Consider the following 22,760-nt stretch of genomic DNA (forward strand, 5'->3'; position numbering starts at 1 on the left):
TCTCAAAAAATCAACAAAATCATGGGGTTAACGGGAGGGGTTATGAGATCGTGAGCGCAAACATCTCCCTAGGCTGTCAGGCGGATCGCATTATGTGGATAAAAGCCCTGTTATCCACAGACTCACCCCTGAATCACCCCGCGACTCGCGCTGATCGCCTGGGAATCCGCAGCGCCAGCAATCCTAGAACCACCGCCATATATATAAGAGGCTCTAACTGGATCCCCTTTGCCACCATGACGAAATGCAACGCACCCAAAAACGCTACTGGGTAAGTTAGCTTATGTAGCTTGCGCCATTTGGGACCTAGCGCGCGAACGCTCATGTTATTTGAAGTCATCGCCAATGGAATCATGAGAGCGAACCCTGCCATCCCAACCGTGATGTAGGGCCGCTTAAGGATGTCTGCCCAAATCTGGCTTACGATCTGCACGTCCAGCACCAGCCAAACCAACAAATGCAAACACACATATACAAAGGTCATGATTCCGATCGCCCGCCGGAATTTGATTAGGTTCACACCCAGATGCTTACGCAATGGAGTAATGCATAGACCCGCAATCAGAAGTTTCAGGGCAAACTCGCCCAACTCATGCTCCAACGCTTTGATCGGCTCAGCCCCCAGCCCACCTGTTACACCAAGATATAGAAACCAACCCGCAGGAAGACCGCCCATTATATATACGAGCCAAGCAGGAATTCGGCGCGCGAACTTGTTTGTCCTATCTACGATCATTCGATGTCGATCCTTATGGGAAGATGCGCAAAAGCGCGGATTGTATTGTTCATCGCAACACGAGGTTCACCATCCAGATGCCAACGCCTTACCCGCGGGAGCATTGCGCTGATCAAACTGACCAACTCCAACCGAGCAAGATGCAGCCCCATACAAGTGTGAACCCCATGACCGAACCCGATGTGCTTGCGCACGGCGCGTTGTACATCGAAGCTGTTTGGATCGTCCCAAACGGTTTCATCCCGATTGGCCGATGCATATATAGCGAGAACGCGATCACCCTCAGACAATTCAACACCGCTAATTGATGTGTCCTGCGCGACATACCGAGAAAACGCGCGGATCGGCGTGGCCATGCGCACAAGCTCTTCCACAGCATTCGCGACCAAGGAAGGGTCATCTCGCAAAACGTCCCATTGATCTGGGAACTTCGCGAAATAGTAGGCAGCAAAGCCAGCCACCGAAATCGTCGTATCGAGCGAGGGATTAATATAGTCGCGCATTAGCTGGGCCGCGTCTTGTTCGGTAAATCCCTTTTCAGGGGCGACGTCGAATATCCGCTGTGCCAACCCACCCTCTTTCAGGGCCTCACGATTTCCATGAACCGCTAAGAACTTTTGCAAGTCAACAAGATCGGCAAAGGACGAGGTACTGCGCCTATTAAATCCTTCAAACAAGTTGAATGCCGCCGAGGCCCATTTGAGCATATTGCTTTGACCTGCATCGCTTAGCCCAACCAGATCGACCACGACATTCAGCGGCAACACCTGAGCAAATTCACTCACACCGTCAAAGCGTTTCTGAGCAGCAAGTTTCTGCGCCAAATCATTTGAAACCTGTTCTATATGTTCGCGCAAAAGCCCGATGTTTTTTGGCATGATAGGACGCGCTGTCACCGAGCGCTTTCTGTGATGTTCATCCCCGTCCGAGTTCAGCGAATTTCCGATCAACAGGGCATTCACATCATCGTTCAACGACAATCCCTTGCCTGACACAAAAACATCGGCCCGACGCAGCACGTCCTTTACTTCAGCATCGCGCGCAACGGCATAAGCTTTGTTCTGCTCAAGCCAAAGCACCGGCCCCGCTTGTCGCATTTCGGCATAGTGCGGGATCGGGTCGCGAATGAACGCATCACCGTAGAAGTCGTGGCGGTAAATCGTTGCTTTCATCAGGTGACGTTTGCAAATGAGTGCATCTCAAGCAAGGTTAGAAATTCTTGCGAAGATCCATACCTTCATAAAGACCTGCAACCTCTTCTTCATATCCATTCATCATCAAGGTTGGGATACGTTTCGCGAACAAGCCGCCGCCAATCTGACGCTCTGTAGCTTGTGACCAACGGCGATGATCGACCTCTGGGTTCACGTTAGAATAAAAACCGTACTCGCCCGCATTCGCGACGTTCCAACTTGTGGGCGGCTCTTTATCGGTCAGCGTGATCTTCACCACCGACTTGATCGACTTGAACCCGTACTTCCACGGCACGACAAGCCGCAAAGGCGCACCATTCTGAGGTAGAATGTCTTTGCCATAAATCCCTGTCGCCATGATCGTCAAAGGATTCATCGCCTCGTCGAGACGCAAACCCTCAACATAAGGCCACGCCAAAACAGGGAACTTCTGACCAATCATTTCGTCAGGACGATACAACGTTTCAAACGCGACATACTTGGCAGACGATTGAACCCCGGCAAGATCAAGCAGGTCTTTCAACTCAAACCCGTTCCAAGGCACAACCATCGACCATGCTTCGACGCAGCGGAATCGATAGAGGCGTTCTTCAATCGTCATCTTGGCCATGATATCGGCAAAGTCATACTCGCCAGGCTTATCGACCAAACCGTCAATCGTGACAGTCCAAGGCGTTGTTGTCAGTTTGCCGGCATTCTTCGCTGGATCGTCTTTGCCAGTGCCGAACTCATAGAAATTGTTATAGCTTGTAATGTCTTCGTAACTGTTTGGCTTAAGCTCTTCCTCGGCCAACGCTGCACGCGGGCCACCAATAGCACCTGCAAGTCCCAAACCTGCAACACCAGCCATAATCTGACGGCGATTCAGAAACTGCGAATGATCTGTGACATCGGCGTCTTTCAGTACGTTTTTCCAGCGATAAGCCATTCTGGCACTCCTTTGTTAGCGGGCAACATAACCAGCAAGAGATCACAGACCAATGCCTTCGCACTCACAATGCCGTGCCAGCATTGCAACAATTCTCTTTCCCTTCGCTCATTTACATAGCACTCTTGAAATCGAAGGATAAAATTATGACCGACAGACCCATTGGCCCTATTGTTCCGAACTGGAGTCCCCCTGCCGCTCCTAGTCCAATGACGCTTGAAGGTCTTTATTGTCGGCTTGAACCGCTAGAAGCTGAAAAACACGCTGCTCTTTTATTCAACGCATTTGAAGGACAGGACGCCGCGTACGACTATCTACCAGCCGGACCGTTTCATTCCGCTGCGCAATATCATCGTTGGGTCAAAGAAGTGACAAGCGATGCAGGCAGTTTGTTTTTTGCCGTTTTTGATTTGCAAAAGCAGGCCTATCTTGGCGTGCTCAGCTACCTTCGCATTGCGCCAGCCGCTGGCTCCATTGAAGTGGGTAATATCAACTTCTCAAACGGTATGCAGCGCAGCCGGACCTCGACCGAAGCAATCTACCTTGTGATGAAATGGGCCTTCGAAGCGGGCTATCGACGTTTTGAATGGAAGTGCAACGCGCTAAACGCACCTTCGCGGCGCGCGGCGCAGCGGCTTGGCTTTAGCTACGAAGGTATCTTTCGTCAGGCGCTTGTTGTGAAAGGTCGTAATCGCGACACCGCTTGGTTTGCCATGATTGACGCAGAATGGCCCGCGCTCAAAGAAGCGTATCGCGTTTGGCTCGATCCGGCGAACTTTGATGCAAACGGCCAGCAGCGTGAGCGTTTAGGCGATTTGACTGGCCTCGTAAGAGCAGCAAGCGATCCTTCTCTCTAGATCGCCATCTGTTCGGTTATCCTTTCGCGCACCAATCCAGCCAATCGCGCTTGGTGGGAATGTATCGTACGCCCTTCCGCCCGAGCGCGGGCCAAAGTTCGTGCTGCTCTTGTGAGTTGATCATCATCAGCGCTTTTTGCAACGCCCTGAACAAACTGTGCAACATAGTCGAGCGTTTTGTTGTCTGCGTCTACCGTCAACATTTCAGCCGCGTGGGCCATGTCATCGCGGTAGGCCATCAAATCCGGCTCTATCCTTTCATCGGTTATTTCGCGTAATCCTGCTGGACGCATTTCTTCTGGCACTGCGCTCAACACCGCAGATTGAAACGCTGACAAAGAAGCAAGAGGTTTGGCCAAAAAACCGTCTGCCCCAGCTGACAAAGCAATCGCTTCATTCATGTCATCCCCGCTCGTTGCCAAAATGGCAGAAATTCGTGGCTCTACTTGTGAAAGTTCGTGAATCAGATCTGCGCCAGACCCATCTGGAAGTCCAAGATCAATGATAACGACGCTTGGGCGATAAACCTGCAAATGACGACGCGCAGATTTCAGGCAATCGGCGCGGCGGATGCGGGCACCGCTGCGCAAACACAATAACCGCATTGCATCGCAGGCAAAGCGACTGTCCTCGACAACAAGGATTGTTAGCCCCAACAAGGGACGTGTCGACGTCGGCGCCGGCGTCAAAGACGCATATTCAAGCTCATTCATGGTGTCCTCATATCTTTAGCAGCTGACAAGGACGCTAGGACAACGATCCTAACAAGCAGTTAAGCCCCGCGTCTTTGCGCCGCTTGCCGAGACGCGCGCGCACCTTCATATAGATGCCAAATTCAATGGACTGGAGTTTCCCAATGATTGGACGCCTTAACCACGTAGCTATCGCCGTGCCTGATCTTGACGCCGCTGCCGCACAATACCGCGATGCGCTTGGCGCGAACGTCGGCGCGCCCCAAGATGAACCAGATCACGGTGTGACGGTTATCTTCATCGAGCTACCGAACACTAAAATCGAGCTGCTTTATCCGCTCGGCGATGATAGCCCCATCAACGGCTTCCTTGAAAAGAACCCATCAGGCGGCATTCACCATGTTTGCTATGAAGTCGATGACATCATCGCGGCGCGTGATCATTTGGTAAAGTCTGGCCTTCGGGTTCTTGGTAACGGCGAGCCGAAAATCGGCGCGCATGGCAAGCCTGTTATCTTCCTGCACCCGAAAGACATGAACGGCACCTTGACCGAGCTGGAGCAAGTGTAATGGGCATTACCTCAGCCCTCGTTCTATTTGCTGTGATCTGGTTCATGACGTTTTTGATCGCGATCCCGATCCGCTTGCAAACTCAAGGGGACGTTGGCGAGGTCGTTCCAGGAACACATGCCAGCTCACCCGAGCATCACAATCTCAGGAAAAAGGCACTGATCACAACGATTGTGAGCATCGTGCTTTGGTGCATTATCGCTGGCACCATCATTTCTGGCATAGTCTCTGTCCGCGATCTCGATTGGTTCAACCGTATGAGCGAGCCCGCTGTGTCGAGTGGAACAAATGGGTAAAGGTCGCTGCGCCTAAGATCGGTATAAACAAGTTTACCAATGGCACTGTCAAAGGCAGTGCCATTAGACATCCAGCCAACCAAATCATACCAAAGTTCTCTTTGCGCGCTTGTTTGGCACCTTCACGCCCAAGACGACGCATCGCGGCAATCTGGAAATATTCGCGCCCGAGCAAAAACCCATTCAGTGCCCAGAAGATAAAAATCGCAGCTATCGGCAGCATCATATAGAGCACGAACGCCAATAAGTTTGCCCCAATCAGAATCCCCAAAAAATTTAGCGTGTCCTTGATCACTTCGTAAATCGGTGTCGGTTTTACGGGTGGCAAACTAGGATAGTGTTTGTCTTCGACGGCAGAAGCAATTTCATCCAAGAAAAGCGAAGTGATAGCAGAGGCTACTGGCACCATCAAAAAGACCGACAGGAAAAGCATCAAGAACAGCGAACCCCAGCCTAGAAGATCTCCTAGCCAAGTCACCTCTCCGATAATGGGCAAGCTCAGACTGCCGTCCACTGCATCGTTCATGATCGTCAAGAACAACGCATAAAACCCGACGAGCAATGCAATCGTTAGAGCCACGCCAAGGAACAGAACGCGGCGAAAACGACGATCGCCCATTTGGGCAACTGACTTGAAAAATGCCGCAAGGATCATGCGTCTACCCACGTTGTAATTGCTTTCAAATCGGGGCGCGGGCGCTCGGGCGGTGTAGCTTTCTCAGTGCCTATATGAATGATGCCTGCGACACGTTCAGTGCCCGCCAAGCCCAAACCACCTTCGACGAACGCTCGATCATGCGAAGGCCAGCCTGACAACCAATTAGCGCCCCATCCGCTTGCCAATGCAGCGTTCAACAAAGCTAGGCAGACGCCCCCAACCGCATAGGTTTGCTCGATCGCAGGTACTTTTTCCGATGGCCTTGGCACTTCGACTACAACTACGGCCAATTCGCCCATCACAAATTGCGACGCACCTTTTTCAACTTTCTCCGCATCATGCCCAAGCGCAACACCACGAGTGCGCGCAAGGTCGGCCAAACGATCCATGGCCGCAGCGTTCAGAACGATAAAGCGCCAAGGCTCTAGCTTGCCATGATCCGGTGATCGAGAGGCCGCCGTAAGTATGATATCAAGTTCTTCCTGAGTTGGGACAGGTCCGGTCAGGGTTTTTGCAGGCCGCGAGCGTCGGTTAAGCAAAAAGTCCAATGCGGCGGGATTTGGATCAGGCACAAACGTTTCCTTTTTATGTGAAGGCTACATCATCATTCGCTCAAGAGGTTTCAACCTTAAACAGCGCTAAAGATCCAAAGCGTCACGCATCTTCGCAATCTCACCACTGACAAAGCGCTGATGGGCTTCGCCCGGTTGTCGCTTTTCATAGAGCGCGGCCATGGGATCAGGCGCATCAATATCGCTGCCACTCATCTCTTGCAGAACCGCATGACCGCAGAATGGTACATAAACCTCTGAATACCCGCCCTCGTGAACCATCACCACACGCCCGTCACAAATCTCGTCTGCTAAGGCCATTACCTGACGCGTCATTTGGCGGAATGTATCAACCGTTGCCATCATCCGTGCCAGCGGATCAATCAAAGCCGCGTCGTAGCCACATGCCACGATAATCACGTCAGGCTTGAAGGCCCTTATCTGCGGCAGCGCAATTTGATCCATCGCTTCTAGATAACTCGCATGCCCAGCGCCTCCGGGTAGCGAGACATTCACGTTAAACCCTTCACCTGCACCTTCCCCACGATCTTCAAAAGCGCCTTTATCAACTGGAAAGTTGTTTTCTTGATGCATCGAAATCGTCAGCACATCCGCACGGTCATAGAAGATCGCTTCAGTGCCATTCCCGTGATGCACATCCCAATCAAGTACCGCGACCCGTTTGGCTAATCCCTTTGCCAAAGCGGCTTCAATCGCGATGGATATATTTGCCAACAGACAGAACCCCATCGGTTCGTCCCTTGTACAATGATGCCCGGGAGGGCGCGAAAGCGAATAAGCGTTCTTCAACTCACCATTAAGGACTGCCTCCAAAGCCCCCATCGCGAGCCCAGCGGATTGCGCAGCGATCTCAAATCCGCCCGGTCCGAACGGGCAACGCAGCCCAATCTCACCACCGCCTGCGTCAGACATGGCTTTGAACTGATCAATGAAAGCCGCAGGGTGCACACGCAATAGATCTTCGCGACTAGCGCGCGGCGCGCCTTGCATCGCCAGTTCTTTCGACAATCCAGTCATATCCAATAGGTTCTTTAACCGACGCTTACTTTCTGGGCTCTCCGGCAATCCACCATTCACCATAGGTTGCACCAAGCCCGCGACGGGCATCATGCTCGCGTAATTGCCACCACCATGCCAAAAACAGCTCTCGTCCCAGAAAAATCCTGTGTTCATAAAGCGCTCCTTATGGGGTGTTTTTCGGTTTTTGCTCGGGACGGATTTGATAGACCCCTTCTGGCAAATCGAGTGCTGCTGCCAAATCTCGGAGTTGCTCAATACTCAGCGTAATTTTTTCGGCGCGTTCAAGCGCTGGGTTAAACTGTTCAAGCGTGATGCACTCTGCAAAAGCGTTGATCACCACATCTTCTTGAAACGGCTGCGCGCCATCATCGACAAGCGTGATAACCGTCGAGTCAAATTCGTGTTCTATACTAAACATTGCGTTAGCTTAAGCCGCGACTCCCGAACGGGCAACGATGAACCTTGCAATTTCGTGACTGGTATTGCGCGCAACTGCCCCCTATCTTGACCGCAAATATCCTTTGACGGGCAGACTGTTTCATGCGTTTTCGAATACTCATTCCGGTTTTGGCACTTACTCTAAGTGCATGTGGTTTCGTTTCAAACGAACCAACTCAGTCAAGTCCTGCTAAATCTGAAACGCCCCTGCCCAACGTGGGTGACTCGCTTGATGCAGAGCGCGCTGCACGCCAATTCGTTAAGGTCGTCAAAACGGTCGAACCTATTGCAGAACAGGAATGTCGTGAACGGACAAGCGGTGTGAACTGTGACTTCAATATTGTTGTCGATGACCGCCCAAACCAAGCCCCGAACGCATTTCAAACGCTTGATAAGTCAGGTCGACCAGTTCTTGCCTTTAACATTCCTTTGATTGCTACAGTGAAAAACGCCGATGAACTGGCTTTTGTTATGGGCCATGAGGCAGCGCACCACATTGAGGCACACATCGCAAAGCAAAAACGTAACGCGACTGCGGGCGCAGTTATTTTTGGTGGTATCGCCGCGATAACGGGGGTTGGCGATAGCGCCGTTCAAACGGCTCAAGAAGTTGGCGCATCGCTTGGCTCGCGCACGTATTCAAAAGAATTCGAACTTGAAGCAGATCGTCTCGGCACCGTGATTACGCACAAAGCTGGCTATGACCCAGTACGCGGGGCGGCGTTCTTTACCCGTATCGCCGATCCAGGGGATGCGTTCCTAGGCACGCATCCGCCTAACGCTGCGCGTATCGAAACCGTTCGCCAAACAGCGGCGTCTCTAAACTAGTGTTCCAAATTGCGCATGTTGTTACCGATCGCGGCTCTAAATATGCGGTGAGCGGTGGGCCCGCCCATAGCAAAGCAGACGCCCTCGCGCTGATCAAGACTTTGAAACGGAACAAACGCTTTGCCAAAGCAACCCACAACACATGGGCTTTGCTTTGTTCTGAAGGCGGACCCATAAAGAACGATGACGGTGAGAGCGGTGCAGGCGTCGTCATTTTGCGCATGCTAGAGCGCGCCGAACTAACGGACCACCTTATTGTTGTCACGCGTTGGTATGGCGGCACTCATCTAGGCGGAGATCGTTTCAGGCGCGTTCAGGATAGCGTGCACGCTTATCTAACAGAGGCTCCAGATCTGCCAGATTCCGCGCGTCCCTAACAGTCTGATCTGCATCAAAGCGAACTACGGCCTTACGATCTAACTTTACCCTGTCCAGATACAGGGAAGGATCGCTATGGAACCGCTACCCCAAACCAATGCCCCACAGAAATTGGGCTCTCGGATCAAACATTTCTGGCTCGCTCAGAGGATGGCCAAACGCACGGGCGTTGATCTTGCAAGATCGTTTGATGCAGGCGATCTCACACCCAATGGCTGGTCTTCTTTCGTTGAAGAATGCCGCGGGTGCGCATGGGCAGAGGGCTGTCAGAAGTTTTTGAACCAACCAAATACTGATCTAAAGCCCATCCCAATTCGATGCGAGAACCGTGAAACGCTAGGCTATCTTTTAGGCAAACAAAGCGACTAAGCGTTAAGGCAGATTTGTCCCGCAAGGTAACGCGGTAAACTGATTGACAAAACGCCTGCGTCGTTCCCTCCTAGAGCGTAGTTTTTGGGAGGAAACGTCAATGCTTGGTCAAATGATGCAGGACCGCCTGCTTATTTCATCGCTCGTGGATCATGCGGGCAAATATCACGGCGACACAGAAATCACTTCGGTCGAAACGGATGGGAGCATCACGCGCTCAAACTGGGGTGAGGTGCAACGCAATTCGAAGAAACTGGCGAGCGCTTTGACTAAAATGGGGCTAGAGCCCTCTGCGCGCTGCGCGACCATTGCTTGGAACAATCGTCGGCACCTTGAGATCTACTTTGGTGTCTCTGGCGGTCAATTTGTCTGTCACACAATCAACCCTCGTCTATTCCCTGAACAACTTGTTTACATCGTCAACCATGCCGAGGATGAAGTTCTGTTCATCGACTCAACGTTTTTGCCCCTCGCAGCAGCGTTAAAAGACAAAATGCCAACATTGAAAGCAATCGTACTGATGGGCGCGCGCGATGAATCGGCGCTTACCCAGATTCCAGACCTTCAATTCTATGACGAACTGATCGAAACTGGAGATGACAGCTACGAATGGCCTGTGTTTGATGAAAACACTGCGTCCAGCCTTTGCTACACATCTGGCACAACAGGAAATCCCAAAGGCGCGCTTTATTCGCACCGTTCGACAATGTTGCACAGCTTTGCCGCCGCTTTGCCCGATTGCATCGGTTTTTCCGCTACAGATATAGTTTTACCTGTCGTCCCGATGTTCCATGTGAACGCATGGGGCACGCCCTATGCAGCGGCCATGGTCGGCGCGCGCATGGTCATGCCAGGTCCGGGATTAGACGGTGCCAGCTTGCTCAAACTTATCGATGGCGAAAACGTCAATATTGCACTTGGCGTCCCAACAATCTGGCAAGGTTTGCTCATGGCAGCGAAAGAGGCCGGCAGCACACTAGAAAGCCTTAAGCGGACAGTCGTGGGCGGGTCTGCGTGCCCCCCTTCGATGATTGATACCTTCCGCGAAGAATACGGTGTGGATTTAGTGCACGCATGGGGCATGACCGAGATGAGCCCGCTCGGGACATCAAACAAACCGCTTGCGAAACATGCATCTTGGTCGACGGAAGATCAAAACAAACTGCGTGAAAACCAAGGTCGCCCGCCTTACGGAATGGACCTGCGTATCGTTGATGAAAATGGCGATGTGCTGCCCCATGATGGCGTCGCACAGGGCGATCTTTTGGTACGCGGTCCATGGGTGATTTCAGGCTATTTTCGCCCCGATAAAGAAGAAGGGTTGCGAGATGGCTGGTTCGACACAGGTGACGTCGCAAAGATCGACCCAGATGGGTTCATGACGATCTGTGATCGCTCCAAGGATATCATCAAATCTGGCGGCGAATGGATCAGCTCGGTTGAGCTTGAGAACATCGCCGTCGCCCACCCTGATTTGCTCGAAGCTGCGGTCATCGGCGCGGCGCATCCGAAGTGGGATGAGCGACCAATCTTAATCGCTGTAAAAGCAGAGGGGCGCGATCCAGCTCCCGATGAGCTGATTGCCTTCTTCGACGGTAAAATAGCGAAATGGCAAACACCTGACAAAGTCGTTTTCACCGATGCTTTGCCCCGTAATGCCACAGGCAAAATCTTGAAACGTGATCTTCGCGAAGAATTTGGTCAGGTCTTAAAGTCGTGACGCAAAACAAGCGCGCTTTCAGTGGTGCTAAGATCATCCTGCATTGCGACGGCGCGCTTATCACTTATCTTCGCGACGATAAGCCAAACATCCCGTTCCCCGCGTTTTGGGATTTACCCGGCGGCGGCGCTGAAGGGCACGAGTCACCCCGAGATTGCGCCGTGCGTGAAACCTTCGAAGAGTTTGGCCTGCATATTTCGAAAGAGCGACTAATTTGGGCGCGCAAATATCCGAGCGTTCTTCACCCCGGACAGGACAATTGGTTTTTCGCGGCTCAAATATCGCGACACGAAATCAACCAGATCGTTTTTGGCGATGAGGGGCAACTCTGGCAGATGATGCGTTTTGATGTCTTCATCACCCACACCAAAGCTATTCCACATCTTCAGGCACAAGTGCGCGATTTCCTAGCCGAGGAAATCAGCAATATCGCGTGACCTTAGCGCTTCTTGCGCATGCGCAACGGCTTCAGCTTCGCTTTCGAATGAGGGGTCAAATGCAAATGCCGATTTTACCGAATTTACAACTTCAACGCTCCAAGTTCCACTGGACTGCTCTGTCACGATCTCAAAGTCATGGCCTTCAATTGTGATATTCTTTTCTAAGCTCATTGTGGCTGCTCCCTGTTTTGCAGACCACCTAAGTCAAAATGTCAGTGAGACGCAAGGAACCCGCCAACCTCATCAAAATCCGCACCAGACGGTGAGCGATGAGAAACTGCAACGCTTCCGACAACCTCATTTCCTTCTGCTCCGCCGATAAGTCCGACGAAACGACCGATTGCAGGGTCCCAAACTTCCTGACCATTGATGATCTTGCCGCCACCTGTCACGCCTTTAAAGCTCCCGTCCCGGTTTAGCTTGGTTTCTTCAAGCGACAGATCACTTAGAGAATTCGCACTATCTAGGACGTTGTCGGGGCGCTGCCGAAATTCACGATTGGTGATGCGACCGCTGACAGTGTTGTCATCGAAACTCACATCAATTCGTGCGCTGCCATTGATCCGACGCGTCGTCGTAAACCCCGCGTATTCGCCCGTATATCGGGCACTGCCAGTCAAAGGCATTTCGCTGGTACCCGTTCGTGTAAAGCCTGCTAGGTTAACAACACTACCAGCCAAGCCACCCGAATAGATCACGAGCTGCGTCCCCGATCCCTTTGCATGATAAGCATTGTGAAGGCCGACTCCGTCGCGCATGGCCAAGAACGATTTGTGATCCGCAACAGGAAAGCGTTTCATCTGGGCGTTCAGTCCCGCGCCAGTCACTGTAAACACACCAGACGCTGCATCAAATTCCGCTCTACTAATGCCGCCAACGAATTTATTCGAAGCAGGAAGCGTTATGTGAGTTTCTTCTTCGGGCTCGGCTTCACTTTCGCTCGCGCAAGTACCTTGGCAAATCACAACCTCTTTGGTTTTCGTGTCGCTTGCGCAGCCAATCAAAAAGATAGGCAAGGTTAGGGTCAGGATGAATCGCGTAATCATGATTAATGACTACGCAGTTTTGGTTAGCGAAACCTTAACGCCTAAGATTCAAGCGCGCCCCAAAGATCATATTCGCCCGCTTCATCAACCTTGACGCGTACGATGTCACCGACGTTCAGATTCTCAAAACCTTCGTCGATAAATAGATTACCATCTATTTCCGGCGCGTCAGCCTTGGTTCGGCAAGTTGCAGCATCATCGTCAATCTCATCGACAATAACGTCGATAACAGAGCCGACCTTTGCTTCCAGCTTCGCCTCTGAGATGGCTTGAGCTTTTTCCATAAACCGATCCCAGCGCTCTTGCTTAACTTCGCTAGGGACATGGTTAGGCAAAGAATTTGAACGTGCGCCATCCACGTTTTCATACTGAAAACACCCAACCCGGTCGAGCTGCGCTTCGTCCATCCAATCGAGCAACGTTTGGAACTCTTTTTCTGTCTCGCCCGGGTAACCGACGATAAAGGTGCTGCGCAGCGTGATGTCAGGACAAATCTCGCGCCAAGCGGCGATCTCATCTAGCGTTTTCGATCCAGCGGCAGGGCGCGCCATACGTTTAAGAACATCAGGATGCGCATGCTGAAACGGAATATCGAGATACGGCAACAGCCCGCTTTCAGGATCGGCCATCAATGGGATCAACTCGCGCACCGATGGATAAGGATAAACATAATGCAAACGCACCCATGCACCCAGCTTGCCCATTTCACGGGATAGATCGGTGATGTGAGAGCGGACTTCCCCATCTTTCCATGGGTTCACATCGTATTTTCGATCAAGACCATAAGCAGAGGTATCTTGTGAAATCACCAAGAGCTCTTTCACACCGCTCTCGACCAATTTCTCCGCTTCGCGCAAAACCGCGTGTGCAGGGCGCGACGCAAGACGACCGCGCATATCGGGAATAATGCAGAACTTGCATTTGTGATTACAGCCCTCTGAAATTTTCAAATAGCTATAATGGCGCGGCGTCAGCGACACGCCCGATGCGGGAAGTAAGTCCACAAAGGGATCTGGCGACGGCGGCACTGCGCCATGTACCGCATCCAAAACCTGCTCATACTGGTGCGGCCCAGTCACCGCGAGAATGTTGGGATGATGCTCGCGAATATAGTCAGGCTCTGCACCTAGACAGCCCGTCACGATCACCTTGCCATTTTCCTGCAACGCTTCTCCAATGGCATCCAAGCTTTCTGCTTTGGCGCTATCAAGAAAACCGCATGTATTCACGATCACGGCTTCTGCCCCGGAATAGTCTGGCGATATACCATATCCTTCCGCGCGAAGCCGCGTCAAAATCCGCTCACTGTCCACCAATGCTTTGGGGCAACCAAGGCTAACCATACCGATGCGTGGCTGACCAGGACGCGCGGCATCGGGTAATTTTGCACTTGGTGCAAGATCAGGGCGGAGGGAAGGAGGGTTTTGTGTCATGGCGCGCTCTATACGGGCATCTGCGCATTAAGAGAAGTGCTAGTAGACCAGCGACCTCTCGCCACTTGCTTCACACCACGAGACGTAAGGTTGCAGTGGCACACAGCTACGCATAGAATCACACGAAAAAAGGCGGAGCAGCCAAATGCGTTTCTTGATCCGATTGATCGTCATCGTCTTCGTGGCGATTTGTTTAGCTGTTGTTGGCTTGCTTATGCTGCCCGGAGAACGAATTGCACAGATCGCCGCCGATCAACTTAGCAAGCAAACGGGTCGAACTGTTTCGATCAGTTCAGATACCTCCATCAGCCTTTACCCAACTTTAGGGGTTACCACGGGCCCTGCAAGTATTGGCACGGCTGATTGGGCGCAAAACGGCCCGCTGCTCACGTCAGAAAGCCTCGCAATCGGGGTGAATGTGCCGGCCCTCATTTCAGGCACCATCCGCATCACCAAATTGGAAGCGAAGAACCCTCAAGTCGTCTTAGAACGTGCAGCAGACGGGCGCGCAAACTGGGAGTTCTTTCCAAGCCAAGCGACGCCAGTGGAACCTGTCAACGAAACGCCTACCGAAACAAGCGACGGACAAAGTTTTGATCTATCGCTAGAGCGCGCGCTTATTACTGATGCTTCGCTTCGCTACATCGATCACGCCTCTGGCACAGATCAGGCCTTTGAGGATGTTGATCTTGATTTGCGTTGGCCCGACATGGGCGGCGCAGCCATAGTCGCGTTAGGCGCGACGCCGTTTGGTGAACGTATTGATCTGAATGCGACCGTTGGCAACGTAATGGGCCTTGCCGCTGGCGAGCAAACACCACTAAGCGGAACGCTGGCCTCGGTTGGTGCCAACCTGACCTTCGAAGGCATCGCATCCATCAAGCCTGAATCCGCAATGAAGATCAGCGGCACCATTCCGAAAGCAGGGGCGCTTTTGCGCGCACTCGGGCAAGACCCCGCCGCCTTGGGTCTGGCCGCTAGTTTTGATCCAAAGGTCACGCTTGATAGCCAGGTGAGTTTCGACGGGTCCCGCCTCGCGCTTCGTCAACTGGCGTTGAGCTTGGATGACAGCACCATCAAAGGCGATGCCGATATCGTTTTGGCCGAGGGTGCGCCCCAAGTGACCGCAAGATTAGCGGCTGATGTCAAAGCCGCGGGCCAACTCATGCGAACCCTCGGGCAAGCCCCTGAAAAATTTGGGTTGAGCAAAGCCTTTGACCCATCGTTTTCCAGCGACATCACCCTATCAACCAAGGGCACTGACGTTAGCGCAAAGCTGGCAAAGCTCAACGCAACGATGGAAAGCACCACGATTGCAGGCCAAGCCGACGTCGCATTTGTTAGCAGCACTCCGAACATCACGGCTGACTTAGCGATTAACCTTCCTGATGCGGCGCGCGCTGCTGCTCTGTTAGGTCAACCACTAAGCAATTTTGGCCTTTCTTCTAGCGCCGCGCCGAGTGTGAAAACCAATGTCACCGCACGCGTTGAAGGAAGCAATATCTCCGCCAAATTGCGCAACCTGACGGCCAATATGGCCGGCGCAAGCACATCGGGCGCTATAGATTTTGCACTTAGCGGCGGCGCGCCAAACCTTTCGGGCAATATCACAGCAGCCATCCCAAACACCGATAAGTTGATGATAGCGCTCGGTCAAAGCGCGCTTGATTTGCCAAAGGGGTTCGGACGCGCGATCAAAGCTAAAACCAATCTTGCGTTCAAATCGAACCGGCTGGATCTTTCTGGCTTAACAGTATCGCTCGATCAAAACACGCTAAGCGGCGGCGTTTCTGTCGGGCTTGGCGGCGCTGTCCCAAATGTCACCGCAAACTTGCAAGCGGGTGATCTCGATTTCAGCGCTCTTTCATCAGAAGGCAGTAGCGAAAGCTCCTCTTCTTCCGCAGGCTCCGGCTGGCCAAAAGATCGCATTGATGCGAGCGCGCTTGGTCTCTTGAACGGTAATATCAAACTTAAAGCCAAGTCGCTTGATCTGGGCATGCTAAAGCTGGGTGCCTTGGACATCGGTATCGGCATTGACCGATCCCGTGCGGTGGTCTCGATCAACAATCTGCGTGCCTATCAAGGCAGTTTTGGCGGACAAGTCGTCGCCAACAATCGCAACGGGCTGTCAGTTGGTGGCGACCTGCGTGCGAAATCTGTTGCACTTGGCTCTTTACTGAATGCCCTCGCTGACATCGACAAAGTACAAGGCAACGCTAACTTAAACGTGGATTTCTTGGGCTCTGGTAACTCTGTTGATGCGATCATGCGTTCGCTCTCGGGCAATTTGGCTCTATCCATCCCGAAAGGAACGATCGCTGGCATTGATCTGGAGGGATTGATCAAACAAGGCAACGCAAATGCCAGCCTAACCGAGTTCAAAGACATGCGCGCCACTGGCGTCATCAAAGCAGGCCGATTGTATAATGATGATCTGACCGCCTCAACTGGCCGCGTCGACGCCAAGGGCGAAGGTCATATCGACCTAGGCGCTCAAACGATGGACTATTTGGTCACGCCAATTGCTAAGGAAGTCGGCAGCAGAGATCGAATTGAGATCCCTGTGCGCATCAAAGGACCCTGGTCCAGCCTGTCCATTCGCCCCGATTTGGAAGCGGCCCTCAATCTAGAGAACGAGCGCAAAAAGCTTGAAGAACAAGCGCGCAAAGAAATTGAACGCGAAAAGCAAAAGCTGCTGGATCAGGCAAAGGCCGAAGAAGCGAAGCTTCGCAAAAAAGCGCAGGCCGAAGCTAAAAAGCTCGAAGCCCAAGCGAAAAAGAAGGCAGAGGCCGCCGCGAAGAAAGCAGCCCAAAGAGCCGCCAAAAAGCTGAAGCTCGACAAAGCGCAACAGAAGAAACTGGAAGACGCGGCAAAGAAACAGCTTGGTGACGGCTTAAGAAACCTGCTCGGCGGCAATTGAACCGACAGGCGGATAGAGATCGGACATTAGCGCAGAACGTCCGTTGTCCTGCATCAAGCGCACGTGGTGGCGGCGTAACTGGCGCGGCTCTTTAACACCGACCGAATGCGCGATGGTTTCGACTTCTTTCACAATGCCTTTGGCGTAGTATGAAACGCGCTTGTATTTGTCTTCGACCACCAACCCCTTTTGAAAGCGGCGGTCATGGGTCGTGATGCCAGTCGGACATGTGTTCTTGTTGCATTTTAGCGATTGGATACACCCAAGCGAGAACATGAAGCCACGCGCAGAGGTGACAAAATCGGCACCAGCCGCAAGCGCCCAAGCGATATCGCCGGGGTTCACCAACTTGCCGCTTGCTATCAATCGTACGCGATCATGCAAGCCAGCGGCATCGCGCATATCCGCAACCAAAGGCAGGGCTTCGCGAATGGACATGCCAACCAGATCTATCAACGGCATCGGCGCAGCGCCCGTGCCCCCTTCGCCCCCGTCGATTGTGATGAAATCTGGCGCCGACGCTGCGCCTCTTTTGGTTATTTCGTCGAACAGGCCCTGTATTCCTGCCTCGGTCCCAATCACGGTCTTGATGCCAACTGGTTTTCCCGTAACTTCGCGAATCCGAGCGATGAAATCCAGTAAATCCGCCCAATCATCAACTTCGGCATGCCGATTTGGAGACAGGCTATCCGTCCCTTCTGCAATACCCCTGATCTGTGCAATCTCTGGCGTCACCTTCTCACCCGGGAGAATTCCACCCTTACCTGGCTTTGCGCCTTGGGCCAGTTTCAACTCAAACATCCGCACATTTTCATGTGCTGCTGCCAGCTTCAGCTTTTCATCACTCAGCCCGCCCTTTTCGTCACGCACGCCGTATTTAGCGGTGCCAATCTGAAACACCACATCGCAGCCGCCTTCTAAATGAAACGGGCTTAAGCCGCCTTCTCCGGTATTCAGCCAAATTCCAGCTTCCTTTGCGCCGCGACTAAGCGCCTGAACAGCAGGTTTAGAAATCGCACCGTAACTCATGCCAGAAATATTGAAAAAACTCTTCGCAATAAATGGCTGGCGCGCATCGGTTCCAATAGTCAATGGCGGGTTGGTCATGACCTGTTCATCTAACGGAGGGAATGCGGCATTGGCAAAGATTGGTGTGCCAGTGACGTTAAGATTGCGCGTTGATCCAAACGAAACGGTATTCCCCTTTCCTTCGCCTGCGCGCTTTACCCATTCTCGCTGCGCTCTATTAAACGGCAATTCCTCGCGATCCATTGCAAAGAAATACTGGCGGAAAAATTCGCCAAGCGTTGAAAACAGGTGACGAAATCGTCCGATGACAGGATAATTGCGTCGAATTGCATCTTCGGTTTGAATCCTGTCCAGCACGAACAAGATCACCGCAAACAGAGCGATTGCCCCCACGACAAAGGCGAGCAAAACCGCCATTGTTTCCAGGACATTCATTGCAAAGCCCATTTTCAACTCCCCTGACCATTTGATCTATAGCAAGGACTGCCTTGCGTCTGGCATGAGAGTGTTCAGATTAACGCAAACACACAAGACCACGCACACGAACGTGACCAAGGAGTATCAAACATGATCCGCTTTCTCGCCGCAGCAGCTTTAACCTTAGCATTTGCCGCCCCAGCTTTGGCTGATGGCATGGTTACGTACAACACCGATGAAACATTTGACGATGTGGTCTTCGGGCTGGAAAGCGCGATCCTTGATCAAGGGTTGGTGATTGATAGCACAAGCCATGTAGGAGAAATGCTGGCCCGCACTGGTGCCGATGTAGGTTCTGACAAAACTGTGTTTTTGAACGCAGATGTTTATAGCTTCTGCTCGGCCAAACTCTCGCGCAAGGTGATGGAAATTGATCCGGCGAACCTGCGTTTTTGCCCATACGGTATTTTCGTAATGGTCGATCCAGCAACACCTGATACGACCACTATCGGATATCGCTCTATGCCAGAAGGCGAAATGAAAGAAGTGGAAGCACTTTTGGATGCCATCACCAAAGCCGCAATTGGGCTTGAATAATCACAATCCCAGATTGTCTTTTGGTGCCGCCATCTGATTCGAAAATCTAAAAATGATTCGAAGCTTTTAGGCCGAATGCTTGCTTGATCAGGCATTCGGCCCGATTGAAATTGAAATATGGCGGAAATGTGGCAAGGATTCCAGTTTACGCTTTTTCACTGTGTCTAAAAGCGACTAAAGTATCCCAAATTATTTTAAAGACGTTGGGAGACACGCTATGCCTGTAATTTTTATTCCCGGATCATCAGCAGATGACACGCTCATTGGCGGTATTGGTAGAGATGTTATTTTAGGTGCTGAGGGCAACGACCTCATGATCGGTGCCGAAGGAAACGACACCATGGACGGCGAAACTGGCAATGACACCCTCTACGGGGACGCTGGTGACGATTGGGTCAAAGGTGAAGGCGGCGACGACTTGCTCTACGGCGGGGAAGGAAACGACCTCGTGCTTGGCGGCGAAGGCAACGACACCATGGATGGCGAAGCCGGTAATGACACCATGGAAGGATACACTGGCGACGACTGGATGAAGGGCGAAGGCGGCGACGACCTGATGCTCGGTGGTGAAGGTCACGACGTCATGCAAGGCGGCGACGGGCATGACACCATAGACGGCGAAACCGGAAGCGATACGCTGGAAGGCAATGCAGGCAACGACTGGATCAAGGGTGAAGGCGGCCATGACCTAATGCTCGGCGGCGAGGGCAATGACCTTATGTCCGGCGGTAGCGGCAGAGACACCATGGACGGCGAAGCTGGCAACGATACGATGACAGGCGGCGGCGGCAACGACTTTATCAAAGGCGGCGCTGGTGACGACTGGCTGCACGGCAATAGCGGTGATGATCTGATTGAAGGTGGATCAGGTAATGACACCGCAATTGGCGGCGGCGGTAACGACGTGATCCTCGGAGAGGGCGGCGATGATTGTTTGAAAGGCCGCGCTGGCGATGACGAAGTATTCGGCGGCGAAGGCAACGATCTCATGTTTGGCGGATCTGGCGATGATTGGATGTATGGCGATCTCGACAATGACCGCATGACTGGTGGCATCGGCAACGACACAGTTCTTGGCGGTGAAGGCGATGATACGGTCCTCGGAGGTTCCGGCAATGATACGCTTGGCGGCGAATCCGGAAACGATATCGTGCGCGGACAAGACGGCAACGATTGGCTTGTCGGCGATGATGGGCGTGATCGCCTCTTTGGTGGAAACGACGACGACCTTCTCGAAGGCGGCAACAACCGTGACCGACTGAATGGCGACGAAGGCAACGATACACTTGATGGGGAAAACGGCAACGACCGCCTCTTTGGTGGTTCCGGCGACGATGACCTGATTGGTGGCAGCGGAAGCGATTCCATGGATGGTGGCGATGGCGACGACATCTTTATTGTCACAGGCGGCGCTGATGGCAGCGGCGACGATGTCATTGGTGGAAACGGTACAAACGAAGAGACCGACCATGACGTTCTTGACTTAACTGGCGCTGGTGCTGTTCTAATCTCTGAAGTTTCGGACTCCTCAGATACTGGCGCAACGACTGGTACTATCACCTTCGACGATGGTTCGGTTCTCAACTTTAGTCAGATTGAAGAAATCATTGCAGATGAGATCTTGGATGATGAAGAGGAAGAACAGGAGCCCGATGAAGAAGTTCAGCCCGATAGGATCGTCGATGGTTTAGAGACTGGCGAACTCATGGCCCCTGAATATGTTGATGCAGCAGGCGACGCTATCGATGGCGCTGACGGGATCCACGATCAGATATTCGGTTACGGTGGTAATGACACCATAAACGGGGGGGCTGGCAACGATACTATGACAGGCGGCGAGGGCGCAGATGTCTTCATTTTCACCCCCGACAGCGGCAACGATGTTATCACCGACTTCCAAGATGGAATCGACCTGATTGATATCAGCGCCTTCATAGGCGATCCTCTTTATGAAGCCTTTGAAACAGGCGGCTTTACTGCAATCGGCGCCGCATACTCGCTATTCTTTGCAGAAGGTACATTAAGTGTAGTTGCAGCCGCTGGTCCAAATTTCTCTCTAAACGAAGACGATTTCATCTTCGCGGTCACATGAAGCTAAGCAGAACCTTCTGATAAATGCAGCGCGCTCGAAAGGGCGCGCTGTTTGTTTTAAAGCCCAAGAAGCTTTGGCAAATCTGCCATTTCCCCAAACACGACATCGCAAATCGGCTCTAACCGCTCTTTCGGTGTTTCGCCGTAAAAACCAAAGGTCTTCATCCCAGCTGCAACGCCTGCTTTTGCACCGCTTACGCTGTCCTCGATGACAACACAGCGTTCTGGCGCGATGCCTGCGCTTTTGGCTGCAAGTAGGTAAACATCGGGGGCAGGCTTGGGGTTAGCCACGTCCTCGCGCGAAAATACACGCCCCATTAAACGCTCTGCTAAACCCGTACGCCCGAGACTAACCTTCATCTTTGCATGAGGTCCGTTAGACCCAATCGCATATGGAATGCCCGCTCGATCCAATGCATCAAGAACGGAAATCGCGCCAGGGATCGGTTCGACCTCTTTGCCAAGCGCAACGAAGATTTTGTCGTAAATAAGTTCGAGCCAGTGACTCGGCAAATCAGCGCCCATATCACGTGCAAGATCCATCACACCCTGCATTGTTCCACCTACAAACAAACGCATGATCTCTTCAAGATCCAACGACAAACCATGCGCCGCAAGACTATTTTGGATTACGCGATTGGTGATTGGTTCACTGTCTACCAGCACACCATCACAATCGAAAATTACCATGTCGGGAGGAGTTGTCATAAAAACGGCCACGCTATTGTTTGCGTGGCCGTTCTTTCGTTTTAGCGCTTAACTGTCAAAGCACAGCTTGTTTCAGTGCACGACAGCATCGTCAGGGCGTGGGCGATTGGTATGCGCCACCGCATCGCCGATGATTAACCCTTCGACCCCTGCGCTAACGCTGATGTTGGCCCCGTCACCCACATCCCCCGCAAGCAGCATTTCTGCCAATGGGTTCTGCAAGGCGCGCTGGATCACACGTTTCAAAGGACGCGCACCGAACACAGGATCATAGCCCTCATCCGCAAGCCATTTACGCGCAGCATCATCCAGATCAAGCGTGATCTTGCGACCAGCCAAACGCTTGTCCAAAAGGCCAAGCTGGATGTCGACGATCCCTGCCATGTCCTCGCGCGCAAGGCGATCAAAGATGATCGTCTCATCAAGGCGGTTCAGGAACTCAGGACGGAAGTGTGCACGCACCGCGTCCATCACATCCCGCTTCGCATCGCTCGCATCGGCCCCTTCAGGAAGCTGGCTCAGCGCCTGCGCCCCAAGGTTAGAGGTGAGGATAATCAGCGTTTGCTTGAAATCCACCGTGCGGCCCTGACCATCGGTCAACACTCCATCGTCCAGAACCTGCAAAAGCACGTTGAACACATCCGGATGCGCCTTTTCGACCTCGTCAAACAGGACAACCTGATAGGGGCGACGACGCACAGCTTCAGTCAGAACACCGCCCTCGTCATAACCAACATAGCCGGGAGGGGCACCAATCAGACGCGCAACCGCGTGTTTCTCCATGAATTCAGACATATCAATACGCACCATCGCGCTGTCATCGTC

General features: G+C 52.6%; 25 protein-coding genes. 11 read left to right on the top strand and 14 right to left on the bottom strand.

Annotated features, from left to right (window positions below):
- Nucleotides 1-133: 133 nt before the first annotated feature.
- Genes msrQ through msrP form a run of 3 tightly spaced genes read right to left on the bottom strand, consistent with a single transcriptional unit; the run spans nucleotide 134 to nucleotide 2,857 of the window.
- Nucleotides 134-736, bottom strand: a complete 603-nt coding sequence (msrQ, locus tag ACRBCU_RS18530; RefSeq protein WP_431366879.1) for a protein-methionine-sulfoxide reductase heme-binding subunit MsrQ — start codon at nucleotides 734-736, stop codon at nucleotides 134-136.
- Nucleotides 733-1,908, bottom strand: coding sequence for a cytochrome P450 (locus ACRBCU_RS18535; RefSeq protein ID WP_431366880.1), 1,176 nt, complete (start codon nucleotides 1,906-1,908; stop codon nucleotides 733-735). Before ACRBCU_RS18535 ends, msrQ begins: the two co-directional genes overlap by 4 nt.
- Before the next feature lie 37 nt (nucleotides 1,909-1,945).
- Complete coding sequence (msrP, locus tag ACRBCU_RS18540) at nucleotides 1,946-2,857, bottom strand: protein-methionine-sulfoxide reductase catalytic subunit MsrP (protein ID WP_431366881.1); 912 nt, start codon at nucleotides 2,855-2,857, stop codon at nucleotides 1,946-1,948.
- A 146-nt stretch (nucleotides 2,858-3,003) separates the two neighbouring features.
- On the opposite strand from msrP, the gene ACRBCU_RS18545 reads away from it, so the two are divergent.
- Entirely contained in the window at nucleotides 3,004-3,714 is a 711-nt protein-coding gene (locus ACRBCU_RS18545) for a GNAT family N-acetyltransferase (protein WP_431366882.1), read from the top strand.
- On the opposite strand, the gene ACRBCU_RS18550 is transcribed toward ACRBCU_RS18545, so the two are convergent.
- On the bottom strand, nucleotides 3,711-4,427 hold the full coding sequence (locus tag ACRBCU_RS18550; RefSeq protein WP_431366883.1) for a response regulator: 717 nt from the start codon (nucleotides 4,425-4,427) through the stop codon (nucleotides 3,711-3,713). The genes ACRBCU_RS18545 and ACRBCU_RS18550 overlap by 4 nt on opposite strands.
- Before the next feature lie 143 nt (nucleotides 4,428-4,570).
- On the opposite strand from ACRBCU_RS18550, the gene mce reads away from it, so the two are divergent.
- Together mce and ACRBCU_RS18560 are read left to right on the top strand one after the other, a co-directional pair.
- Entirely contained in the window at nucleotides 4,571-4,975 is a 405-nt protein-coding gene (mce, locus tag ACRBCU_RS18555; RefSeq protein WP_431366884.1) for a methylmalonyl-CoA epimerase, read from the top strand.
- Entirely contained in the window at nucleotides 4,975-5,271 is a 297-nt protein-coding gene (locus ACRBCU_RS18560) for a DUF1467 family protein (RefSeq protein ID WP_431366885.1), read from the top strand. The genes mce and ACRBCU_RS18560 overlap by 1 nt, the downstream gene beginning before the upstream one ends.
- Here ACRBCU_RS18560 and ACRBCU_RS18565 read toward each other — a convergent pair.
- From ACRBCU_RS18565 to ACRBCU_RS18580, 4 genes are all read right to left on the bottom strand, one after another.
- Entirely contained in the window at nucleotides 5,225-5,926 is a 702-nt protein-coding gene (locus ACRBCU_RS18565) for an EI24 domain-containing protein (protein WP_431366886.1), read from the bottom strand. The genes ACRBCU_RS18560 and ACRBCU_RS18565 overlap by 47 nt on opposite strands.
- Nucleotides 5,923-6,501: a nitroreductase family protein gene (locus tag ACRBCU_RS18570; protein WP_431366887.1), complete on the bottom strand. Its 579-nt coding sequence runs from the start codon at nucleotides 6,499-6,501 to the stop codon at nucleotides 5,923-5,925. Before ACRBCU_RS18570 ends, ACRBCU_RS18565 begins: the two co-directional genes overlap by 4 nt.
- Nucleotides 6,502-6,567: 66 nt before the next feature.
- Entirely contained in the window at nucleotides 6,568-7,674 is a 1,107-nt protein-coding gene (locus ACRBCU_RS18575) for a class II histone deacetylase (RefSeq protein ID WP_431366888.1), read from the bottom strand.
- Nucleotides 7,675-7,684: 10 nt separating this feature from the next.
- Nucleotides 7,685-7,939, bottom strand: a complete 255-nt coding sequence (locus tag ACRBCU_RS18580) for a hypothetical protein (protein WP_431366889.1) — start codon at nucleotides 7,937-7,939, stop codon at nucleotides 7,685-7,687.
- 122 nt (nucleotides 7,940-8,061) lie between these two features.
- Between ACRBCU_RS18580 and ACRBCU_RS18585 the strand changes: the two genes are divergently transcribed.
- From ACRBCU_RS18585 to ACRBCU_RS18605, 5 genes are all read left to right on the top strand, one after another.
- On the top strand, nucleotides 8,062-8,787 hold the full coding sequence (locus ACRBCU_RS18585; RefSeq protein WP_431366890.1) for a M48 family metallopeptidase: 726 nt from the start codon (nucleotides 8,062-8,064) through the stop codon (nucleotides 8,785-8,787).
- Nucleotides 8,787-9,164 carry a YigZ family protein gene (locus ACRBCU_RS18590; protein ID WP_431366891.1) on the top strand — a complete coding sequence of 126 codons (378 nt, stop codon included), beginning with the start codon at nucleotides 8,787-8,789 and terminating at the stop codon, nucleotides 9,162-9,164. Before ACRBCU_RS18585 ends, ACRBCU_RS18590 begins: the two co-directional genes overlap by 1 nt.
- 76 nt (nucleotides 9,165-9,240) lie before the next feature.
- Nucleotides 9,241-9,534 (top strand): DUF6455 family protein, encoded by a 294-nt coding sequence (locus ACRBCU_RS18595; RefSeq protein ID WP_431366892.1) that lies wholly within the window; start codon nucleotides 9,241-9,243, stop codon nucleotides 9,532-9,534.
- A gap of 100 nt (nucleotides 9,535-9,634) precedes the next feature.
- Nucleotides 9,635-11,254: a long-chain-fatty-acid--CoA ligase gene (locus tag ACRBCU_RS18600; RefSeq protein ID WP_431366893.1), complete on the top strand. Its 1,620-nt coding sequence runs from the start codon at nucleotides 9,635-9,637 to the stop codon at nucleotides 11,252-11,254.
- Entirely contained in the window at nucleotides 11,251-11,691 is a 441-nt protein-coding gene (locus ACRBCU_RS18605) for an NUDIX hydrolase (protein WP_431366894.1), read from the top strand. Before ACRBCU_RS18600 ends, ACRBCU_RS18605 begins: the two co-directional genes overlap by 4 nt.
- On the opposite strand, the gene ACRBCU_RS18610 is transcribed toward ACRBCU_RS18605, so the two are convergent.
- Genes ACRBCU_RS18610 through rimO form a run of 3 tightly spaced genes read right to left on the bottom strand, consistent with a single transcriptional unit; the run spans nucleotide 11,662 to nucleotide 14,173 of the window.
- The gene (locus ACRBCU_RS18610) at nucleotides 11,662-11,865 is read right to left on the bottom strand and encodes a hypothetical protein (RefSeq protein WP_431366895.1); all 204 of its coding nucleotides are present in this window, start codon (nucleotides 11,863-11,865) and stop codon (nucleotides 11,662-11,664) included. The genes ACRBCU_RS18605 and ACRBCU_RS18610 overlap by 30 nt on opposite strands.
- 41 nt (nucleotides 11,866-11,906) lie before the next feature.
- Entirely contained in the window at nucleotides 11,907-12,740 is an 834-nt protein-coding gene (locus ACRBCU_RS18615; protein WP_431366896.1) for a hypothetical protein, read from the bottom strand.
- Between the two features lie 41 nt (nucleotides 12,741-12,781).
- On the bottom strand, nucleotides 12,782-14,173 hold the full coding sequence (gene rimO, locus ACRBCU_RS18620) for a 30S ribosomal protein S12 methylthiotransferase RimO (RefSeq protein ID WP_431366897.1): 1,392 nt from the start codon (nucleotides 14,171-14,173) through the stop codon (nucleotides 12,782-12,784).
- Between the two features lie 145 nt (nucleotides 14,174-14,318).
- Here rimO and ACRBCU_RS18625 point away from each other — a divergent pair, with 145 nt between their 5' ends.
- A complete protein-coding gene (locus ACRBCU_RS18625) occupies nucleotides 14,319-17,093 on the top strand; it encodes an AsmA family protein (RefSeq protein WP_431366898.1) in 2,775 nt (924 codons plus the stop codon).
- Here the strand turns inward: ACRBCU_RS18625 and ACRBCU_RS18630 are convergent.
- Nucleotides 17,067-18,569 (bottom strand): FMN-binding glutamate synthase family protein, encoded by a 1,503-nt coding sequence (locus ACRBCU_RS18630; RefSeq protein ID WP_431366899.1) that lies wholly within the window; start codon nucleotides 18,567-18,569, stop codon nucleotides 17,067-17,069. The genes ACRBCU_RS18625 and ACRBCU_RS18630 overlap by 27 nt on opposite strands.
- A gap of 120 nt (nucleotides 18,570-18,689) precedes the next feature.
- Between ACRBCU_RS18630 and ACRBCU_RS18635 the strand changes: the two genes are divergently transcribed.
- Nucleotides 18,690-19,136, top strand: a complete 447-nt coding sequence (locus ACRBCU_RS18635) for a DUF302 domain-containing protein (RefSeq protein ID WP_431366900.1) — start codon at nucleotides 18,690-18,692, stop codon at nucleotides 19,134-19,136.
- Nucleotides 19,137-19,353: 217 nt separating this feature from the next.
- The gene (locus ACRBCU_RS18640) at nucleotides 19,354-21,228 is read left to right on the top strand and encodes a calcium-binding protein (protein ID WP_431366901.1); all 1,875 of its coding nucleotides are present in this window, start codon (nucleotides 19,354-19,356) and stop codon (nucleotides 21,226-21,228) included.
- Between the two features lie 56 nt (nucleotides 21,229-21,284).
- Here the strand turns inward: ACRBCU_RS18640 and ACRBCU_RS18645 are convergent, their stop codons facing one another.
- Together ACRBCU_RS18645 and ACRBCU_RS18650 are read right to left on the bottom strand one after the other, a co-directional pair.
- Nucleotides 21,285-21,935 carry an HAD family hydrolase gene (locus ACRBCU_RS18645; RefSeq protein WP_431366902.1) on the bottom strand — a complete coding sequence of 217 codons (651 nt, stop codon included), beginning with the start codon at nucleotides 21,933-21,935 and terminating at the stop codon, nucleotides 21,285-21,287.
- Nucleotides 21,936-22,007: 72 nt separating this feature from the next.
- The coding region (locus ACRBCU_RS18650) for an AAA family ATPase (RefSeq protein ID WP_431366903.1) at nucleotides 22,008-22,760 on the bottom strand (753 nt) is incomplete at its 5' end.

The sequence above is a fragment of the Planktotalea sp. genome, assembly GCF_050633725.1.
Lineage (GTDB): Bacteria > Pseudomonadota > Alphaproteobacteria > Rhodobacterales > Rhodobacteraceae > Planktotalea.

What these genes read in the sequence shown, in the direction of transcription:
- msrQ (WP_431366879.1), bottom strand. Translation starts at nt 736, where the DNA reads ATGATCGTAGATAGGACAAACAAGTTCGCGCGCCGAATTCCTGCTTGG.
- ACRBCU_RS18535 (WP_431366880.1), bottom strand. Translation starts at nt 1,908, where the DNA reads ATGAAAGCAACGATTTACCGCCACGACTTCTACGGTGATGCGTTCATT.
- msrP (WP_431366881.1), bottom strand. Translation starts at nt 2,857, where the DNA reads ATGGCTTATCGCTGGAAAAACGTACTGAAAGACGCCGATGTCACAGAT.
- ACRBCU_RS18545 (WP_431366882.1), top strand. Translation starts at nt 3,004, where the DNA reads ATGACCGACAGACCCATTGGCCCTATTGTTCCGAACTGGAGTCCCCCT.
- ACRBCU_RS18550 (WP_431366883.1), bottom strand. Translation starts at nt 4,427, where the DNA reads ATGAATGAGCTTGAATATGCGTCTTTGACGCCGGCGCCGACGTCGACA.
- mce (WP_431366884.1), top strand. Translation starts at nt 4,571, where the DNA reads ATGATTGGACGCCTTAACCACGTAGCTATCGCCGTGCCTGATCTTGAC.
- ACRBCU_RS18560 (WP_431366885.1), top strand. Translation starts at nt 4,975, where the DNA reads ATGGGCATTACCTCAGCCCTCGTTCTATTTGCTGTGATCTGGTTCATG.
- ACRBCU_RS18565 (WP_431366886.1), bottom strand. Translation starts at nt 5,926, where the DNA reads ATGATCCTTGCGGCATTTTTCAAGTCAGTTGCCCAAATGGGCGATCGT.
- ACRBCU_RS18575 (WP_431366888.1), bottom strand. Translation starts at nt 7,674, where the DNA reads ATGAACACAGGATTTTTCTGGGACGAGAGCTGTTTTTGGCATGGTGGT.
- ACRBCU_RS18580 (WP_431366889.1), bottom strand. Translation starts at nt 7,939, where the DNA reads ATGTTTAGTATAGAACACGAATTTGACTCGACGGTTATCACGCTTGTC.
- ACRBCU_RS18585 (WP_431366890.1), top strand. Translation starts at nt 8,062, where the DNA reads ATGCGTTTTCGAATACTCATTCCGGTTTTGGCACTTACTCTAAGTGCA.
- ACRBCU_RS18595 (WP_431366892.1), top strand. Translation starts at nt 9,241, where the DNA reads ATGGAACCGCTACCCCAAACCAATGCCCCACAGAAATTGGGCTCTCGG.
- ACRBCU_RS18600 (WP_431366893.1), top strand. Translation starts at nt 9,635, where the DNA reads ATGCTTGGTCAAATGATGCAGGACCGCCTGCTTATTTCATCGCTCGTG.
- ACRBCU_RS18610 (WP_431366895.1), bottom strand. Translation starts at nt 11,865, where the DNA reads ATGAGCTTAGAAAAGAATATCACAATTGAAGGCCATGACTTTGAGATC.
- ACRBCU_RS18615 (WP_431366896.1), bottom strand. Translation starts at nt 12,740, where the DNA reads ATGATTACGCGATTCATCCTGACCCTAACCTTGCCTATCTTTTTGATT.
- rimO (WP_431366897.1), bottom strand. Translation starts at nt 14,173, where the DNA reads ATGACACAAAACCCTCCTTCCCTCCGCCCTGATCTTGCACCAAGTGCA.
- ACRBCU_RS18625 (WP_431366898.1), top strand. Translation starts at nt 14,319, where the DNA reads ATGCGTTTCTTGATCCGATTGATCGTCATCGTCTTCGTGGCGATTTGT.
- ACRBCU_RS18630 (WP_431366899.1), bottom strand. Translation starts at nt 18,569, where the DNA reads ATGGGCTTTGCAATGAATGTCCTGGAAACAATGGCGGTTTTGCTCGCC.
- ACRBCU_RS18635 (WP_431366900.1), top strand. Translation starts at nt 18,690, where the DNA reads ATGATCCGCTTTCTCGCCGCAGCAGCTTTAACCTTAGCATTTGCCGCC.
- ACRBCU_RS18640 (WP_431366901.1), top strand. Translation starts at nt 19,354, where the DNA reads ATGCCTGTAATTTTTATTCCCGGATCATCAGCAGATGACACGCTCATT.
- ACRBCU_RS18645 (WP_431366902.1), bottom strand. Translation starts at nt 21,935, where the DNA reads ATGACAACTCCTCCCGACATGGTAATTTTCGATTGTGATGGTGTGCTG.